This window comes from Sorangium sp. So ce185, assembly GCF_051526825.1.
GTDB lineage: Bacteria > Myxococcota_A > Polyangia > Polyangiales > Polyangiaceae > Sorangium > Sorangium cellulosum_D.
Map to the genome: position 1 here is coordinate 4,461,693 of NZ_CP150316.1, position 17,643 is coordinate 4,479,335.

10 protein-coding genes are annotated in these 17,643 nt (G+C 71.4%); 6 read left to right on the forward strand and 4 right to left on the reverse strand.

Going from position 1 to position 17,643, the window contains the following annotated elements; all coding sequences use genetic code 11:
• Nucleotides 1-71: 71 nt before the first annotated feature.
• Together WMF26_RS16525 and WMF26_RS16530 are read right to left on the reverse strand one after the other, a co-directional pair.
• Entirely contained in the window at nucleotides 72-635 is a 564-nt protein-coding gene (locus WMF26_RS16525; RefSeq protein WP_438001111.1) for a hypothetical protein, read from the reverse strand.
• Between the two features lie 343 nt (nucleotides 636-978).
• A complete protein-coding gene (locus WMF26_RS16530; protein ID WP_438001112.1) occupies nucleotides 979-1,821 on the reverse strand; it encodes a hypothetical protein in 843 nt (280 codons plus the stop codon).
• A gap of 783 nt (nucleotides 1,822-2,604) precedes the next feature.
• On the opposite strand from WMF26_RS16530, the gene WMF26_RS16535 reads away from it, so the two are divergent.
• The gene (locus WMF26_RS16535; protein WP_438001113.1) at nucleotides 2,605-3,639 is read left to right on the forward strand and encodes a hypothetical protein; all 1,035 of its coding nucleotides are present in this window, start codon (nucleotides 2,605-2,607) and stop codon (nucleotides 3,637-3,639) included.
• A gap of 114 nt (nucleotides 3,640-3,753) precedes the next feature.
• On the opposite strand, the gene WMF26_RS16540 is transcribed toward WMF26_RS16535, so the two are convergent.
• Nucleotides 3,754-5,034 (reverse strand): hypothetical protein, encoded by a 1,281-nt coding sequence (locus WMF26_RS16540; RefSeq protein ID WP_438001114.1) that lies wholly within the window; start codon nucleotides 5,032-5,034, stop codon nucleotides 3,754-3,756.
• A 468-nt stretch (nucleotides 5,035-5,502) separates the two neighbouring features.
• Here WMF26_RS16540 and WMF26_RS16545 point away from each other — a divergent pair, with 468 nt between their 5' ends.
• The 3 genes from WMF26_RS16545 to WMF26_RS16555 all read left to right on the forward strand — a co-directional run bounded on the left by WMF26_RS16545 (nucleotide 5,503) and on the right by WMF26_RS16555 (nucleotide 9,841).
• Entirely contained in the window at nucleotides 5,503-7,023 is a 1,521-nt protein-coding gene (locus WMF26_RS16545) for an RNA polymerase sigma factor (RefSeq protein ID WP_438001115.1), read from the forward strand.
• A gap of 548 nt (nucleotides 7,024-7,571) precedes the next feature.
• Nucleotides 7,572-8,144, forward strand: coding sequence for an RNA polymerase sigma factor (locus WMF26_RS16550; RefSeq protein WP_438001116.1), 573 nt, complete (start codon nucleotides 7,572-7,574; stop codon nucleotides 8,142-8,144).
• Nucleotides 8,145-8,530: 386 nt separating this feature from the next.
• A complete protein-coding gene (locus WMF26_RS16555; protein ID WP_438001117.1) occupies nucleotides 8,531-9,841 on the forward strand; it encodes a cytochrome P450 in 1,311 nt (436 codons plus the stop codon).
• A 191-nt stretch (nucleotides 9,842-10,032) separates the two neighbouring features.
• On the opposite strand, the gene WMF26_RS16560 is transcribed toward WMF26_RS16555, so the two are convergent.
• Entirely contained in the window at nucleotides 10,033-14,694 is a 4,662-nt protein-coding gene (locus WMF26_RS16560) for an AAA family ATPase (protein WP_438001118.1), read from the reverse strand.
• A 737-nt stretch (nucleotides 14,695-15,431) separates the two neighbouring features.
• Here WMF26_RS16560 and WMF26_RS16565 point away from each other — a divergent pair.
• Nucleotides 15,432-17,225, forward strand: a complete 1,794-nt coding sequence (locus WMF26_RS16565) for a PAS domain-containing sensor histidine kinase (RefSeq protein ID WP_438001119.1) — start codon at nucleotides 15,432-15,434, stop codon at nucleotides 17,223-17,225.
• Nucleotides 17,209-17,586 carry a response regulator gene (locus tag WMF26_RS16570; protein WP_438001120.1) on the forward strand — a complete coding sequence of 126 codons (378 nt, stop codon included), beginning with the start codon at nucleotides 17,209-17,211 and terminating at the stop codon, nucleotides 17,584-17,586. Before WMF26_RS16565 ends, WMF26_RS16570 begins: the two co-directional genes overlap by 17 nt.
• Nucleotides 17,587-17,643 lie beyond the last annotated feature (57 nt).

A 17,643-nucleotide genomic window follows, 5' to 3' on the forward strand; every position in this document is an offset into this window, starting at 1 on the left:
CGTCGCTCGTGCGCGCGGCCGAGAAGGCCGACCGGCGCCGCCGCCTGCTTTCGCGAAGCCGTTCTCGTGCTTCACATTCCGGCGGGCACCGCCGGGAAGCCGACCAGGGCTCGGACGCGGCAGTGGAAGTAGTGCGCGGCTTGCCCGGCGCTGTCGGCCGGAAGAGGCTGGAGGCAGTCGATGCACAGCCTCACTCCGGAAGGCGGCTGCGGCATCAGGAGGATGTCGACGGCGAACCCGCATTCCTGCACCTCGAACAGCGCAGGACCGATGACGTCCCAGACGTCTTGCAGATAGTCGACGAGCGTCGATCGCCACACGAGGATGTCGAGCGCGCTCCGGTGCTCCGCGAGGCCTACCGCGCTCCCGTTCGGCGCGGGATAGCTCGTCACGGTGAGAGGCACTTCCCTCGACCGGCGCGCGGACGGATCGCCGAGGACGGCGCGGAGCAACTCCGCTAGACCGTCCGACAGGTGCGCGGCTCGCTCGGGACCGCTGAGCCAGGCGAGCGTTTCCGCGCGCCACGTTTCCACGTGCAGGAGGAAGCGTTGCGTGACGATGGCCGGCGGCGCGCTCCCGAGCATCTCGGCGGCGACCAGGGGGAAGGAAGGTGCCTCTCGCGGAACGTCCAGCATGTTTTTCCTCGCCATTTACTGCCCCTTCGGGGAGCTGACGGTCGCCTTACGCTGGATCAGCGGCGGCATGATGGGGATGCGGGCGAACACGGAGGGGCCCTCCCGGCAGTAGTTATCTCGACCCTAACAGCTCTTGACGGGCGCGCCTACTCCGAAGGGTGCTCTCGTCGGGCTACGACCGGTTCGCTCGGGTCGTGGGGTCGCGCGTACGCATGCCCAGCGAACCTTCCCGCTCGCGTCGGCGCAGTGCCTGCTGGTCTGGCTGCGCTGGACCCCCGGAATCTGGGCCTCGGCTGCTTTCCTCCCCGGGACAGGCCTGCTGGTTGCCGGCGCGCGCAGCCCTTCAGGCCGGCTCGCCGGCGCCGTCGGCGGCCGCGCCGGTCGCCGGCGGGGCGGCCGGCGTGGGCGGGGCGCCGCTCGCGGCCTCGCCCTTGGCGCCGCTCGCGGCCTCGCCCTTGGCGCCGCCCTGGGACCGCCGCGCGCCGGCCTCGCGGTGCACGTCGAGCGGGCGGAGGGCCTTCCGGACGGCCTCGACGGTCGCGGGCTCGTCCTCGTCGACCATGGCGGCGACCTTTGTCGCGTAATTGACGATGGCCGTCTGGATGGCGCGCACGTGCGTGGCGAGGTTCGATGTCGCGGCGGCCTCCTTCTGGAGCTTGTCCCGCACCATCGCGTCATAGCGCGGCAGGACGTTGCCGATCTGCTCGAGGAACTCGGGCCCGGCGAGCGCGTCGAGCTCCGGCTTCAGGCCCGCCTCCTCGATGTGCGCGAGGATGGAGGCCATGACCGTGTTCTGCACGGAGTACTCGGCCGTGAGGAACGAGAGGCCGTCATCGCCGAAGAGCTCGTTGACCAGCTCTCCGGCGCGCCGCGCCTGCGGGAAGCGCGCTTCGGGCAGCATCGAGGTCGCGATGAGGCGCATGCGCAGCGCCCCGAAGCTCGCGTCGGCCTCCCGGTCGAGCCCCCGCACGTCGTCCTCGGACAGGGCGCCGTTCACCCGGCGGCGCGCGGTGAGCGCCTTCTGGCCTGCCTCCCCGGCGGCCTTCAGCTTCGTACACGCCTTGGCGACGTTCTCCGGCGCCGCCTCCGGACAGGCTGCGACCAGCGCGTTGGCGAGGGTCACGCCATTGGCGATGTTGATGATGGGAGCGCGAACGTAGATCGAAGCATCGAACGTTGAGTCCATCGTGGCACGATGAGCATCGCCCTCTCCCACGTCCAGCGCGCCTGTCGTCGTTAACGTGCTATCGACTGCGCCGGTGCGCAGCTCAGCGGATATCTACGGAGGTGCTGGAGCGCGGGCCTGACGGTCGTGCTCGAATCTGGCCGGAGAGAGCTCCCATGAAGGCGGGAAGGCAGGAAGAGTATTGAGCTTTTCTTCCCGCCTTCCGCCTTCCCGCCTTCATGTTCAATCGTGAGCACTGCCGGCCTGACGCGGGCGGATGGGCCGGCTGCATCCCGGAGCAGGGCGGGGGCGGGGGAGGGGCGAGGGTGGACCACCCGCCTCGAGGGGTCCTCGACGGGTTGCCGGCCCGCTCGGAGATACCGATGGGGTTCGTCGGCAGGTCGCCAGCATGCTCGGAGATACCGAAGGGGTTCGTCGGCAGGTTGCCAGCGCGCTCGGAGATACCCCCGGGCTTCCCGGAGCGGGTCGCCGTCGTGGTGGCGCGGGCCGATCGGGCTCTTTCCGGAGGTTGTCGACCTGCTGGGGAGGCCGGGAGGCCTCCCGGAACGGGTGATCGACCCGTCCGGCAGACCTCGAGGCCTCCGGCGCCCGCCGGCGCGGGCGTGGCGGGTCGCCGCGGCCCGGAAAAATCCGTTGCCGGATGCGGGGCGTGGTCCGTAATTCCAGTCGGGGCAGGTCGCAGCCGGCCGTGGCCCCTCGCCGTCGACCTGCGGCCCTTGCCTGACGCTCGACCGGAGTCCCTTGCGCCATCCACGTCTAAACGCCATCGGGTGGAGTCTTGCCGTGTCCCTGGTGCTGGCCGCGCCGCCGGCCCTCGGTCAGGTCCCGCCGGGCGGCGCGCGGCTGTCCTACACGCGCGGCCCGGGCGCGGAGGGGTGCCCCGAGGAGCAGGCGCTCCGGGACGTCGTCGCCGCGCAGCTCGGCGGGACCGACCCGTTCGTGGACGGCGGCGGCGGCCGGCGGGTCGAGGTGGTCCTCGCGCGCAAGGGGCGGCATTTCCTGGGGGAGATCGCGCTGTACGACGGCGATGGCCGGCGGCTCGGCGGCCAGGAGCTCACGAGCGCGGCCTGCGGGGCGCTGGTGGAGGACGTCGGCACCGCCCTCGCCATCGTGCTGCGGCCGGTGCGACCGGCGCGGGAGCCGGCGCAGTCGCAGGCGGCGCCGTCAGCGCCGGGGCCGCCGGAGACAGCCTCCGCGCTGGAGCCGCCGGAGACGGCCTCCCCGCGAGCGGCGCCCGCGGGTCCGCCGCGCGCGCCGGCTGCGGCGCCGGCCCCGCCGTGCCGGCCCGTCGCGCCGGCGCGGCCGGTGGAGCGCCGTGGCCCCGCGCTGGCCGGGCTGCGGCTTCAGCTCGGCGTGGGGGCGCTGATCACCGAGGGATTTGCGCCGGCCCCGGCGGTCGGGTTCTCGGGGGTCGTGGGGGCCCGATGGAAGGCGTTCTCGTTGTCGCTGGAGGGACGTGTGGACCTGCCGGTCGCCACCGACCCGTATCGGGGGAGGATCTACGGCGTGTCCTCGCTCGGCGGTTCGGTCGTCCCGTGCGGACACGTGGCCTGGTTCTTCGGCTGCGGCCTCGTTACGGCGGGCCGCGTGCGGCACTTCGGCATGGTGAACGTTGCGGGGGAGGCACTGGGGTCCTACGCGGGGCTCGGGCTACGAGGCGGCGTTGAGGTGCCGTTCTCGTACGACCTTGCCGCGCGGCTCACGGGCGAGCTCGTGGCCAACCTCGCGCCTCCCACGCTTCATCTCGTTGGCGGTGAACATTTGTCCGCGGCCGTCACCTCCAAGACCGGAGCCTTTCATCTCGTCGCGTCGTTCTGATCCGGGCTCGGTTGTTCGCCGATCGGAGGGCGCGGGCCGAGAGCATCGGGCGTGCTGAAGGATGTGGATGAGGCTCCGCGTGGACGCCGCCGTGAGAGCCCAGGTCCACCTGTCTCAGGCAGGTACCGGATCAGGGATCGGCGCAGGGCGGCAGCAGAGCGTTGCCGCGCCGAGCAACGCGACGCCGCCGGTCGGCTCGCCGCCCGTCGGCGCGCAAGTGCCCGGCTCTAGGCGGACGACGCTCGCCGATCTGCTCCCGAGCGCCGTCCCGGGAACGATGCCGGTGCAGATCGGCGCCTCGGAGCTCACCACCACGCCGACGACGAACTGAGAGCACGCATCATCGCTGAACGCCGACGCCAGGACGCTGCAGGTGCCCCCGGTGGGCTCGGCGCAGCCGCAGGGGGCGCAGCCGCGCGTGTCCTCGGCGCCCGCGTAGAAGACGTGCCGGTCCGGGTAGGTCGCCGGGCAGTCCCGCTCTCCTTCGCGGTGGATGCACGTCAGGAATCCCTCGGGCGGCGCGGCCTCGCCGGCCGGCGGCGCCGGGGTGCAGGTCATCCCGGGATCGGCGCACGGCGCGAACGCGGTGCCGGTACACGCCCGGGCGAAGACCGCGAAGCTCCCGGCGCCTTCCGGCTCCTCCGGCTCCTCCGGCTCCTCCGGCTCCTCGGGTTCCTCCGCGATCCTCGGCGCGCAGCTCCCCGGGAGCACGCGGGGGGCCGGGATCGCGAGCGACTGCGCGCACAGGGCGCCGTCGCACATCTGTCCGGCGGCGATCGCGCCGGCCGTGGTGCAGGACCCATCCCAATCTCCGGGAGCAGCGAACGGCGTCTCGGCGGCGCCGGGGACGTCGCAGGGAAAGCTGGCGTAGGTGCTCCACGCCGCCGGCAGCTCGCACGACGCATCCGGCGGGTCGCACAGGCACGCCGGGCATGGGCGAGATGCCCCCGCCGTGAAGTCCGCGCGGCCTTCGTAGGCGACGATGGGCGCCGCGGCGGGGCAGTCCGGTGCTCGGTCCTCCGGGCCGATCCAGAGCAGCGCCGGCTCGGACCAGCCGAACGGCTCCCTCGGCACGCATTGCCCGGGACAGGCCGCCGGCGTGCCGGTGTCGAGCCCGGGGACCGTCGCGCTGTCGAAATCGGCGCCGGCACCCCCGTCCGCGCAGGCGTCGCCTGCGTCGGCACCGGCATCGCCGCACGCGTCGGCGCCGTCGCCGCCATCCACGGGCTCCTCCGTCACAAGACATGGGTGTTCCTTGATCCCAGGCTCGGGATCCCAGGGGCAATCCCAGGCCTCGGCGCTTACGCACCCGCCAGCCCAGATCCCCAGCACGACGGCCGTGGCGACCGACCCCATCACCATCCCGCCCGTCACCCGTCGAGCCCATCGCCTCATCGTCTCACCTCAGTCATTCCGCGGCGCAACCACCGCGTGCGCAGCACTATGGCGCGAGCGCCCCGGCAGGGAACCACATAAAAAAGGACGCGAGAAGCCCCCTCAGGCTCATGGAGGCCTGCGGGGTGATGGTGGCTCGCAGGGTTACGTTCCGAAACTCATCAATTCTTTCTCACGATCTCCTGCGCAAGAAAATCGTGTGCCGCCCGCTTCAGCCGAGCGACCCCCGGGTCACCAGAGGCCCCATCGCACCGAGAGCCCGTGGCAGCCGCATGGACGCCCGGTCCCCGACGCGCCTGGTTGATTTCGCAACGGAACACGGAGACGCCACGTAAGCGGCAGGCGGGCGTCGGCGAGCGAGGCGGCTGCAAGCGCAGCCGGCGGACCGCACGGCCCCCCGGTCCTATTTTTTTCTGACCCGCGTACGATTTCGCCACAACCCGGCCCGCCTCGCGGGAAGAAGCGGCGATGACGGAGCCTCAACCCCCGCGGCCTCCGCTGGCCCCCGCCCATGACGCCGACCCCGGACCGGCAGCCGACGCCGACCCCGGACCGGCAGCCGACGCCGACCCCGGACCGGCAGCCGACGCCGACCCCGGACCGGCAGCCGACGCCGACCCCGGAGCGGCAGCCGACGCCGGCGCCGGACCGGCGCCCGAGCCGCCCCCGCGGCCGTCCTTCGAGGAGGTCTATACGGGCCTGCTCCGGTACGTCCTCCGGGTGCTCTGGCGGATGGGGGTCCCGGCGAGGCACCTGCGCGATGTGGCCCAGGAGGTGTTTCTCGTCGTCCACCGCCGCTTCGGGGACTACGACCCTCGCTTCTCCATGAAGGCGTGGGTGGCGAGCATCGCGTCGCACCTCGCCCTGCGGCACCAGCGGCTCTCCCGGAACCGGCGGGAGCTGCTCGCGCGCTCGGACGCCGAGCGCGTCGACGTCGCGGACCCGAGCGACGACGCGGAGCAGCGGTTCGCGCAGGCCGAGACGCAGCGGATCGTCCGGGCGCTCGTCCAGCGCATCGAGGGCGACCGGCGCGTCGTGTTCCTCCTGTACGAGCTCGAGGGGATCGAGATGCGGGAGATCGCCGCGGCGCTCGAGATCCCGGAGAACACCGCGTGGGACCGGCTGCGGCGGGCCCGCAAGGAGTTCGCGGCCGCGGTCATGCGGCTCGGCGCGAGGGAGCGCGACGCGCTCGGCGTGCACGCGCGCTCCGCCCTGGCGCCGCTCGCCCTGGCCCACGGGCCGCTGCTGCTCGAGCTGGGGGACGCCCGGCTCGACCTGCCGGAAGGCCTCGGCGAGCTGCTCTGGGCGCGGCTTCAGGCGCGGCTCGCCCGCCCGGAGGGCGACGGGGGCGCGCCGGCCGGCCAGGCTGCGCGCGCCTTCCCGCCCGGCGACGCCGCGGCGGAGGCCGTCCTGGGGTGGGAAGCGCGCCGCCCCCCGGCGAGCCTCGCGCGGGCGGGCATCCGGGTCACGCGGGCGAAGCTCGCCGCAGCAGGCGCGGCGCTGTTCCTGGGCGGGGCCGGGACCGGCGCCGGCGCGCTCTACGCGGCCCTGCCGCGCCCCGCCCCGCCGGAGAGCGCCCTCGTCCGCGGCGACGTGCTCGCGGCGGTCCCGGCCAGCGCGGGCGCGACGGCCGCGCGCGCCGACGTCCCTGCGGCGTTTTCCTCGGCGGCGCCCGCGCAGGCGCCGCCCGCCGCGCCCGGCGCGAAGGCGGCCGTCCCGCCGATGGACACCGACTTGACCCTGATCCAGCGCGCGATCGCCGCGCTCGGAGCGGGAAGGGCGACCGAGGCGCTCGAGGCGCTCGACCGCCACGCGCGGAGCTACCCGCGCAGCCCGCGAGCCCAGCAACGCGAGACCCTGGCGATCCAGGCGCTGGACCAGACCGGCCGGCGCGCCGAGGCCGCGGCGCGCGCCGCCCGGTTCCGCGAGGCGTTCCCCGGCAGCGCCTATCTGCCCGCCATCGAGGACGCGTTGAACGGCGCACCGTGAAGACGAGCCCACGCCCCTACGCCCGCTCGCGTCCTCGATCGGAACAGAGAGCCGTCAAGGCACCGTGAGCACCAGGAGATCTGCTTCTCCGGTGGGCGTCCGTGGGTAGTGGTCAAATTTGAACATGAAGGCGGGAAGGCGGGAAGAAAACATTCATGATCTTCCCGCCTTCCCGCCTTCATGTGGACTCTCCCTGGGCAAAGTTGACCACGACCCGTCCATGGCGCCCTGAGGCCTTTCAACCCTCTCGCGGTCTCCCTCTGGCCCTTTCCGCCGAGATCGCGCTCGATCTTTCACCGCGCCGGCGCGAGCGCCGCGCCGGCGCCACGCGCGTGAAAACGAGCGTGCCTGATCGATTTTGCAGCGAAGCGCGAGATCGTCGGGGAACTCGCGCGCATGGACGCGTCCTTCGACGAGCAGCGATGGATCACCCTGGAACGCAGCAGCGGCGTACTGCGGCGTGCCGCCGGAATACCCACGCTCCATCGCGAACGCTCACCCCGCTGCCTGCCGGCGGCCGGCCGAGGCGCGGCGCGCCGGATCTCCCGATGAGCCGTCGCGAGCGCGGTGCGCCGCCTGCTCCGGCGCGCTCGACGCCGCGCCGTCCCGCGGTCTCGCCGCCCATCGGCGCCCTCGTCGCGGAGCGGCGCCTGATCGCGGCCGTGCTCGCCGCTTGCGGCGTCCACGCGCGCGATCGCGAGGATGTGCTCCAGGACGTGCTCCTGGCCGCCTGGAGAGCCGTCCAGGAGGGCAGATACCGCCCTGATCCACGGGCCGATCCGCGCCGCGCGCTCCAGGGCTGGCTGCGCGGCATCACATGGCGGCAGGCGGGCCATCACCTGGGGCGCGCCCGCGTCCGCCGGGAGGTCCCGGTCGACGACCCGCGCGCGCTGGTCGGCGAAGGCTGCGTCGACCTGGAGGGGAGGCTCCTGGCCCGCGCCGCGCTCCGCGCGCTCGTCGAGCTGCCTGCGCAGGACGGCGAGCTCCTCCTCGCCGCGGCAGGTCCCCAGACCATCACCGCCTGCGCCAGGGCGCACCGCCTGAACCCGGCCACCACCGGCCGCAGGCTGCACGCCGCCCGAAAGGCGCTCGCCGATCGGATCGCGCGGCGTAGCTGGTAATCCAGGCGCCGCCGCCGCTCCGGAGCGCTTCGTCGGCCGTGACGAGCGAGGCAGCTCCGCTCTGACGACAGCTGGCGGCGAGTTCGCGCGGTGGCAGTGCTCAAAATTGAACATGAAGGCGGGAAGGCGGGAAGAAAAAAATAACAATCTTCCTGCCTTCCCGCCTTCATGTGAACTCTCTCCGGGAAAATTTGAGCACTACCCGCGCGGCCGGCGAGCTCCGGCGGTCGGATTGACGGGGCGGGCGATCTCGCGGAGGATCCCGCCCCGCGATCGAGCCCGGAACGATCCACATCGACGGGGGACGATCGGCGATCGCCAGCGATTCAGCGCCCACGTCACCCGCATCGAGCCGCGGAAGCCGTACAACCGAAGGGACGCGCCCCATGACCACTTTGCCCAGAGGCCCCAGCAACAACATCCTGGTGAACATTCAGGGGATGCTCGACCCGATCGGCTACACGCTGCGCATGCGGGAGCGCTACGGCGATCCGATGTCGTGCCCGAAGATGAACGGCAAACCGGTGCTGGCCACCGGCAGCGTGGAGGGGCTGCGCTCCGTGTTCGCGGTGCCGCCGGAAAACCTCGACCAGATGCTGGGCGAGAGCTTCACCGCGGCGGTGGGAGAGTCGTCGCTGTTCTCGCTCTCGGGCGCGCGGCACGCGGCCATGCGCAAGCTGCTCATGCCGCCGTTCCACGGACAGCGCATGCGCCTGTATGGGAAGCAGATATGCGACCTGACCCTGCAGTGCTCCCGGGACTTCAAGCCGGGCCTGCAGCTTGTGGCGCAGGACCTGATGCACAAGATCTCGCTGCAGACGATCATCCACCTCGTGTTCGGGGTCACCGCACCGGCGGAAGCGGCGCGCCTCGAGGAGCTGCTCGAGGAGCTGCGCAAGAGCTTCTCCTTCGGCCTGACCATCACCCTCATCATTCCCTGGCTGCGCCGGGAATTCCGGGGCTTCGGCCCGTGGGCGCGCAGGCAGCGCGCGACCCGCGACCTGCGCAGCTTCCTCGATCCGGAGATCGCCCGCCGCCGCGCCGAGCCCGCCGAGCGCACCGATATCCTGAGCCTGCTCCTGGAAGCCCGCCAGGAAGACGGGACGGCGCTCGACGACCAGCAGATCTTCGAGCAGCTGCACACGCTGCTCTTCGCGGGGCACAGCACGACCGCGGCCGCGCTCTCCTGGGTGCTCTATTTTCTCGGACACGCGCCCGCCGCGCTGCGCCGGCTGCAGGACGAGCTGACGGCGCTGGGCGCGGATCCGGAGCCCGAGGCGCTGGCCAAGGCGCCGTATCTGGAGGCGGTGTGCAACGAGACGCTGCGCCTGCGCCCGCCGAGCCCGGGGGTGGGACGCAAGCTGAACGCGCCGATGCAGATCGCGGGCTACGAGCTGCCGGCCGGAGCAGGCGTGTTCGCGCAGATCATCTGGGCCCACCACAATCCCGCGGTATTTCCGGAGCCGGAGGTGTTTCGTCCCGAGCGATTCCTGGAGCGGACCTATTCCCCCTTCGAATTCCTGCCGTTCGGCGGCGGCAATCGGCGCTGCATCGGGGCTGCCTTTGCGCTGTACGAGATGAAGCTGATCCTGGGCACGCTGCTGCGGCGCTACAGCTTCGAGCTCGTGTCCAAGAAGCCGGTGCGGGTGGGGCTGCAGGGGCTGCCCGGCTCTCCGGTGCGCGTGATCGTCCGTTGACCCGCTCGGTGTCCTAGTTCCGCCTGCCAGAAGTCCGGCCAGGGATCCGAAGAGAGAGTTTAACGCAAAGGCGCAAAGGCGCAAAGACGCAAAAAAGATTTGTAGTTTTGCGTCTTTGCGTCTTTGCGCCTTTGCGTTTATTTCTCTTCGCTCGCGAGGCAGATCCCTGGCGGGAGCTCTGACCCGAGGTACTAGGCGACGGCCGGCCCCGGCGCGGGCGAGCCGGTCATCTTGTCGCGGAGCATGCACCGGAGGAGGGCCTGCCGCAGGTTCGCGTGCGTCGCCACCGAGGCGAGGTCCAGCCCGATCGACACGATGGTCTGCGCCACCTCGGGCCGGATCCCGACGATGATCCCCTCCGAGCCGAGCAGCTTCGCCGCGCGCACCACGCGGATCAGGTGATCGGCCGTGGCGCTGTCCACCGACTGGAGCGCCGTCACGTCCACGATCACGTGCCGGGATTGCTTGCGGACGATCGCGTCGAGCAAGGCCTCCATCATGTGAGCGGCGGTGCGAGCGTCGATGTCGCCCAGGACTGGCATCGTCAGCACGCCGTCCCACACCTCGATGATCGGGGTCGACAGGCTGCTGATGGCCTGCTGCTGCCGCTCGATGATCGCGAGCTTCTCGCTCAGCGTCGCCGCGGAGGCCTCGCGCTCCTCCAGCAACCGGCGCAGCCGCTCCTGGCTCTCGCGCAGCGTGCCCTCCGTCTGGCGGCGCTCGGCGTTCTCCAGCCGGAGCGCGTGGTAGAGCGCCGCGTTCTCCATCGAGATCGCCGCCTGCGCCGTGATGAGCTGGAGGAGCCCGAGCCGCCGCGCGCTGAACGCGCCCAGCGTGAGGTTGTTCTCCAGGTAAAGGACCCCCACGAGCGCCGACTGCCGGAGGACGGGCGCGCACAGCACGCTCCGCGGCCGCACCCGCTCGACGTACGGATCTCCGGAGAACAGCGACTGCGCGGCCGGATCGTCGAGGATGATCTGCTCGTGCGTCCGCTGGACATACTGGATCATCGACTCCGGCAGGCGCCCGGCGTCGAGCGCGACGCGCGGCGAGCGCACCGCGACGTCAACGCCGTCCTCGCCGACCTCGGCCGACGCCGCGACCACCAGCGCATCCCCGCTCGCCGCCAGGAAATGGCAGCGTTCGGCGCCCGCGTGCTCGACCACGATCCGGAGCAGCGTCGACAGCAGGCTGTCCTGGTCAATCTCGGACGAGATGGCCTGACACGTCTTGACGGCCGTGAGCACGTCCATCTGGTCGAGCTGCGCGCCGGACGCCGCGCCGGCGCGGGCGGGATCGGCCGCGAGGAGCCGCGAATAGCGCTGCTCCAGCTGGCGGACCTTCCCGTCGGCGCCCCAGCGCGCGTAGCAGGCCCGCGCGTCGCGGAGCAGCGCCCCGGCCATGGAGCCGAGGCCCCGGGCGAGGCAGAAGCGGCCCGCGAGCTCCTTGGAGAGCGCCTCGATCTGCGCGAGCCCGTGCTCGCGCGCGGACTCGGCCGCTTCGTCGTACAGCCGGAGGGCGTCGTCGGCCCTCCGCTCCACCCGCGCGATCTCGGCCCCGGCGAGGAGCTTCATGGCGCGGTAGTTCGCGGGGCAGTTCTCCGCCCAGACCGCGAGCAGCCCCTCGTTCGCCGCGATCTCGGCCCTGTACTCGCGCTGCTTCCGCTCGTCCACGTCGTCGAAATGGCCGAGCAGGGCGAGCGTGATGTAGAGCGTGCACTCGGCCAGGAGGGCCTGGCAGCCCATGCTCCAGAGGAACGGCTTGAACCGCTCCGAAAGCCGCACGGCCTCCTCCACCTCCCCGGCGAGGAGCCGCACCTGGATCTTGCGGCCGTGATAGAAGTAGAAGGCCATGAGCGAGCTCGGGGGATTGGCCTGCTCGAACGCCTCCTCCTCGAACCCGCCGCCGTTCATCGTCGAGAGGCTCGCCGTGAGGCCGCGCAGGCACTGGATCGCCCGCTGCATGCCGACGATGATGGGCGCGGTCATGCTGCGCTCCACGCCGCCGGTGATGTCGAGCAGCCGCTCGCTCTCCCGGTACACCTCGTCGAGCCGGCGCCCCGAGGAGATCATCAGCGACAGCCCTTGCACGCTGTTCACCGTGATGAACGTGACGTTCCCCGAGCGGCGCCCCGCCGAGAGCCCCTCTTCCAGGACCTGCACGCAGCGGCCGAAGGGCTCGAACCACACGGCCGCGTAGGAGCCGAGCGCGGCGCTGATCATGCTCTGCCAATAAGGCGTCCCCGTACGGTGGGCGAGCTCGTGGCCCATCTTCGCGAACTCGTAGCCACGGCGGTAGTCGCCGAACCTCGGCATGAGGACCATGGCGGCCGTCGCGTAGCTCATCGCCGAAGGGCCGGCGTTGCCGTGGAGGACGCTGAGGTAGATCGTCCTCGCCATCATCCAGTGCGCCAGCGTCTGGTCGTAGTACCAGGCCGGTACGTAGGTGACGCTGAGCACCGTCACCGCGCCCAGGATCTCGGGATCGGTCATCGGCGGCAGATCCGCGAGCGACGCGATGGGCCGGTCGCCGATCGCCGCCCAGATCCGCTCGAACTCCGCCTCGACGTCCGCGTCCGAGGCGCTCGTCGGCATGTCCATGCCGAGCATGCGCATGCAGTCGACGCACGCGTGGATCGCCTCGCCGATCGCGAGCTCGGCCGTGCTCCGCTCGATGAGGAGCCTGTAGGCGAGCTGCTTGTCGAGCCGGGTCCGGCCGTGCTCCAGGAGGAGCGCGCAGAGGCGGCGCGTCTCCGCGCCGTTGCCGGAGAGGTGCTCGCACTCGGCGAGCTCGCCGTGGAGCGCCAGCATGAGCTCGTGATCGCTGCGCCAGCTCGCCTCGTCGAGCAGCGCCGCGCCGGCCGTGAGGTACCCGGCCGCGACGCCGTACGCCGAGGATGCCTTGGCCCTCCTGCCGGCCGCGAGGTTGAGCTCGGCCACGGCGCTGCGCTCCTCCGGGTCGGAGATGTGGGCGGCGCCGAGGTTGTACTGGTTGGCGATCGCGAAGAGCTCGTCGCCGAGCTCCGCGGATCGCGCCCTGAGCGCGCGCGCGATCCGCAGGTGCACGTCGGCCCGCTCGGCCTCCGGCGTGAGGAGATAGGCGGCCTGCTGGACGCGATCGTGGAGGAACGCGTACCCGCCGCCGGAGCGCAGGAGGAGCCCGCTCTGGACCGCGGGCGCGAGGCGCTCGTGGAGCTCGGCCTGCGGCGCCTCGCAGACGGCGGCGAGGGTGTCCATCTCGAACTCCCCGCCGATACAGGCGGCCAGACGCAGCGGGAGCATCGCTGTCTCCGGCAGCCGCCGGAGCTTGTGGAGCACCATCTCGACGACATCGTCGGTCAGGCGCGCGGCCTCGATCTTCGCGAGATCCCAGCGCCAGACGAGCTGCTCCGGGTCGAAGACGACCAGCCCGTCCTGATCGAGCATCTTGAGGAACTGGGTCGCGAAGAACGGGTTGCCGTGGGTCTTGTCGTGGATCAACCCGGCGAGCGGCCGGGCCTCCTCGGCGCCGCACCGGAGCGCGTCGGCGACGAGCTCCGCGACGTCTTCCCGGGACAGCGGCTCGAGCGTGACGCGCTCGGTGCGGACGCCGGCCTTCTGGATCTCGTCGATGGCCGCGCTCAGGGGGTGGCCGGCCCCGACCTCGTTGTCGCGGTAGGCGCCGATGAACAGGAGGTGGCGGATCTCGCCGCGCGACAGGAGGCTGACGAGGAACGAGAGGCTGGCGGCGTCCGCCCACTGGAGGTCGTCGAGGAAGAGCACGACCGGGTGCTCCGCGCTCGCGATCGCCCCGAAGAGCGCCCGGAAGACCCGCTCGAACCGGCCCTTCGCCTCGCTGCCCGGCAGCGGCTCCACCGGCGGTTGTGGGCCGATGACCCGCTCCAGGCGAGGGACGATGTCGAGGATGATCTGCCCGTCGTCGCCCACGGCGTGGAGGAGCTGCCGCCGCCACTCGGCGAGCCGCGGCTTGCTCTCCATGAGCATCCGCTGCACGAACCGATCGAGCGCCTGGACGATCCCCGCGTAGGGGACCCCGCGCTCGTACTGATCGGCCTTGCCCGAGACGAGGAGGCCGTGCCGGCGGACCACCGGGCGATGGAGCTCGTCCACCAGGGCGGACTTGCCGATGCCGGGGTTCCCGACGACGAGCACGAGCTCCGGCGCGCCCGCCGCGCAGCAGACGCGATCGAACGCCGCGGAGAGCGAGGCGATCTCGGCGTGGCGGCCATAGAGCTTGTGGGGAATGCGGAGCTGCTCGGGGACGTCGCCCGCGCCGAGGGGGAACGAGGAGAGCTCCTGTCCGGACTCGAGCGCTCGCAGGCAGCGCGCGAGGTCCCGCCCCAGCGCGGCCGCCGTCTGGTACCGGTCCTCGGGCATCTTGGCCAGCAGCTTCATCACGATGTCGCGGATGGGCGCGGGCAGGCGCGGCGCGTGCTCCGATATCGGGCGCGGACGTCGAGCGATGTGGCAGTGCACCCACTCGATGACACCCTCGGCCTGGAACGGCAGAGCTCCGGTGAGCAGCTCGTAGAACACGACGCCCAGCGAGTAGAGATCGGTCCGATGGTCTGCCGCCCGGCTGGTGCGGCCCGTCCGCTCGGGCGCCATGTAAGGCAGCGCCTCCGGCGCGACCGCGTGCCTGCCGCTCTGCTGCCCCGCGACGCCCTCCTCCGCGGCCGGGCCGACGAGCTGTACTGTGCCGCTGCCCTCGTCCACGAGCAGGGTGCCTGGCCGGACATCCCCGTGGGGCTCGGCGCGATGAGCCGACGAGAGCGCGGCCGACGCGGCGATCGCGATCCTGACGAACCGCGCAGGATCCATGGGCGAGCCGATGAGTTGCTTGAGCGGTACCATGGTGGACTCCTCGAACAGGCGTCTGGGCTGGCCGTCACCCGGCAGGCTCCAGGTACGGTCGCGGCGCAACCCTCATCGCGATGGTGCAAAGGCAGATCGAGACGGACGACCGCGCTGCGACAGGCGCCATGGGCCGCCCCGCAGACAACGAACACCTCGCCGCCGCCCCCTTCCGAAGCGCTGCCCCGCGGAAAGCGAGGAAGAGCCGTCAGAGATCCCTTCCCGAAGATGCCTTGGTCGAGGAACAATTTCAACCGGTTCCGCGCCCGATCGCGAGCAGCGCCTCGCGGTCGAGGGCGCGCTTGATGAGCCTGCCGGAGCGCTGCGAAGTTGCCCAGCGCATCATCGCGAGGGCGTCCTCGCTCCTCTCCGAAGGGCGCCTGGGCGGCGACGCGGCGACCAGGGTAGGGCTCGATCGCCGGCCGGCTCGTCGCGCTGCGTCCTCAGGAGCGGCGCCGTCGCGCCCACCTTGACAACCTGATGGCCCTTCGCACGATTCGTCATCGTGGGGGCTCATGCGTACAGGGACCGACGATCACACAGAGCGAGGCGCGCTCGCTGTCGACCATGCCCACCGCCCGGGCCTGGGCGAGCCCGCGCCCTCGGAGCGCGCTGAGCGCGCGGGCCTCGGGCCGCATGAGGCCGCCTCCGGCTGCCCGCCGGAGCGGCGCGCGGACGACCTCGGGACGAACACCTCTTCGCCTGCGAGCGGCCGAAGGAGCCGATCGAGCACGGTCGTGATCGACATTCCGACGGACATCGCTCGCAAGTGGCAGGAGATGACCGATCTCCTCGCGGAGATCCTGCGCGTCCCGGCCGCCCTGATCATGAGGGTCGAGCCGCCCGAGATCGTCGTCTGCGTCTCCAGCGAGTCGAAGGGGAACCCTTATGAGCCCAACGAACGCGCGCGCCTCGACACCGGGCTCTACTGCGAGACCGTGATGAAGACCCGAACGCCGCTGCTGGTCCCTGACGCCTTGAAGGACGAGCAGTGGGAGTCGAATCCGGATGCCAAGCTCGGGATGATATCCTATCTCGGTTTCCCGATCGCCTGGCCCACGGGGGACATCTTCGGAACCATCTGCGTGCTGGATGACCGCGCGAACCAGTACAGCAAGACCTACCAGACGCTCGTGGCGCAGTGTCGCGACGTGATCGAGGTGGACCTGAAATCCATCTTCGCCTTCGAGGCTCGCCTGACAGAAGAAGCCCGGGCGAAAGAGCGGCTGGAACAGCAGGTCGCCGAGCGCACCGCGGAGCTCAGCCACGCCAACGCCCAGCTCAGGCGCAAGATCGCGGAGCACGAGCGGACGGAGGCGGCGCTGCGGAAGGTCGCGGAGGAGCGCAGGCGCGCGGAGGAGGCGTTGCGCGCGAGCCAGGAGCTCCTGCGCGCCATCATCGACAGCTCGACGGCCATCGTCTCCGTCAAGGACATCGAGGGGCGCTACATCCTCGTCAACCGCCGCTTCGAGGAGCTGTTCGGCATCACGCGCGAGGCCATCGTGGGCAAGAGCGATCGTGACGTGTTCTCCCGGGAGCACGCCGAGGCGCTTCGCGCTTTCGACCAGCGGGCGATCCTCGCTGGGACGGCGCTGGAAGACGAGGAGGTGATGCCTCAGGACGATGGCGTGCACACCTATCTCGCCATCAAGTTCCCTCTGCGCGACGCTGCCGGCGTCCCGTACGCGGTGGGCGGCATCTCCACGGACATCACGGAGCGAAAGAAGATCGAGGCGGAGCGCGCCCTGCTCCTGGAGGAAGAGCAGAGGGCCCGGGCCGCCGCCGAGGCAGCGGTGCGGATGCGCGACGACTTCGTGTCGATCGCCTCTCATGAGCTCTATACCCCCATCGCGGGCCTGAAGCTCGCCGTGCAAGGCTTGATGCGCGAGGCGACGGCGCTCCCCGCCGGCGCGCAGAGGCTGGCCGGGATGGCCGAGCGGCAGTGCCGGCGGCTCGTCAGGCTCATCGAAGATCTGCTCGACGTGGCCCGGATCCAGGCAGGCAAGCTCGAGCTGAAGCTGGAAGACGTCGATCTCCGGGCGCTTTCGCGAGAGGTCGTGGAGGACTTCGAGGTGGAGCTGAAGCAATCCGGAAGTACGGTGACATGGCGGGCCGACGCGCCCGTGGTCGGCTCGTGGGACAGGGCCCGTCTGGAGCAGGTGGTGACGAACCTGGTGCTGAACGCCATCAAGTATGGGAGGGGCAAGCCGATCGAGATCAGCGTCGCGGCCGACGGCGAGATGGCCAAGCTGGTCGTCGCCGATCGCGGCATCGGGATCGCCGCGAGCTGCGTGCCCTACATCTTCGAACGCTTCGAGCGGGGCGTCTCGGCGCAGCACTACGGCGGTCTCGGCCTGGGGCTGTACATCAGCCGCCGGATCGTGGACGCCCATGGCGGCTCGATTCGCGTAGAGAGCGAGCTCGGCGCGGGGGCGGCCTTCATCGTGGACCTCCCCCTGCGCCCGCGCCGCCACGCGCTGCCGACCGAGGTGTCCCCGCCGGCCGGAGGTCCCGATGAGCCCGCAGGATGATCCTCGCGACGGTGTCTTGCTCGTCGACGACGACAGCGGGTTTCGCTCTGTCGTGGAGGAGCTCTTGCAGGCGTTCGGCTACGAGGTCGTCTGCGCGGAGAATGGCTCGGTGGCGCTGGATCTGCTCCGCCGCGGCCTCCGCCCGAGCATCATCCTGCTCGACCTCATGATGCCGGAGATCAATGGCTGGGAGTTTCTCGCGCTCAAGCGACAGGAGCCCGCGCTGGCGAACATCCCGGTGGCGATCCTGTCGGGCGTCGACGCGCTGGAAGCCAAAGCGGCCACCCTGGACGCGTGCGCGCTGCTCAAGAAGCCGCTCGAGCTCGACACCCTTCTCGCCGTGGTCGCGCGGACACAGTGAGCCCGTGTCGGGGAGCGCGCCTTTGCGCCTCTGCGTCGAGCTCGCGCTCTCCGGATC

Excerpts from the sequence above, each read along its gene's own strand:
- WMF26_RS16525 (WP_438001111.1), bottom strand. The coding sequence starts at position 635 with ATGCTGGACGTTCCGCGAGAGGCACCTTCCTTCCCCCTGGTCGCCGCC.
- WMF26_RS16530 (WP_438001112.1), bottom strand. The coding sequence starts at position 1,821 with ATGGACTCAACGTTCGATGCTTCGATCTACGTTCGCGCTCCCATCATC.
- WMF26_RS16540 (WP_438001114.1), bottom strand. The coding sequence starts at position 5,034 with ATGAGGCGATGGGCTCGACGGGTGACGGGCGGGATGGTGATGGGGTCG.
- WMF26_RS16545 (WP_438001115.1), top strand. The coding sequence starts at position 5,503 with ATGACGGAGCCTCAACCCCCGCGGCCTCCGCTGGCCCCCGCCCATGAC.
- WMF26_RS16550 (WP_438001116.1), top strand. The coding sequence starts at position 7,572 with ATGAGCCGTCGCGAGCGCGGTGCGCCGCCTGCTCCGGCGCGCTCGACG.
- WMF26_RS16555 (WP_438001117.1), top strand. The coding sequence starts at position 8,531 with ATGACCACTTTGCCCAGAGGCCCCAGCAACAACATCCTGGTGAACATT.
- WMF26_RS16560 (WP_438001118.1), bottom strand. The coding sequence starts at position 14,694 with ATGGTACCGCTCAAGCAACTCATCGGCTCGCCCATGGATCCTGCGCGG.
- WMF26_RS16570 (WP_438001120.1), top strand. The coding sequence starts at position 17,209 with ATGAGCCCGCAGGATGATCCTCGCGACGGTGTCTTGCTCGTCGACGAC.